Raw genomic sequence first — 359 nt, forward strand, 5'->3', positions numbered from 1 at the left:
GCAGGCACCCGGCAACAAGAAGACGAAAACAGCCCGGATCTGGACCTATGTCAGAGATGAACGTCCATGGACGGGCAGTTCTCCGCCACTTGCCTGGTACCAGTTCTCCGTAGACCGGAAAGGCGAACGGCCTGAAGGCCATCTTGAGGGATACAAAGGCTGGATCCACGCAGATGGGTACACCGGTTTCAATGGCCTGTTTGCACAAGACAAGGCCCGAGAAGTCGCCTGTCTGGGCCCATGTCCGGCGCAAGTTCGTCGATGTTCACGCCTCAAGCGGGTCCTCCATTGCCGCACAAGCCATTCAGCGGATCGGCAAAACTCTATGAAGTTGAAAAACGCGCCCGCCGGCAAGCCGC

General features: G+C 58.2%; 1 protein-coding gene and 1 pseudogene. Both read left to right on the forward strand.

The window, feature by feature from the left end:
• Nucleotides 1-37 precede the first annotated feature (37 nt).
• Nucleotides 38-172 (forward strand): annotated as a pseudogene (locus E1297_RS51070) (transposase); the annotation flags it as partial.
• A 19-nt stretch (nucleotides 173-191) separates the two neighbouring features.
• Nucleotides 192-329, forward strand: a complete 138-nt coding sequence (locus E1297_RS51075) for a transposase (protein WP_368669417.1) — start codon at nucleotides 192-194, stop codon at nucleotides 327-329.
• The last annotated feature ends 30 nt before the right edge of the window (nucleotides 330-359 follow it).

Source organism: Roseibium sp. RKSG952, from assembly GCF_009711355.1.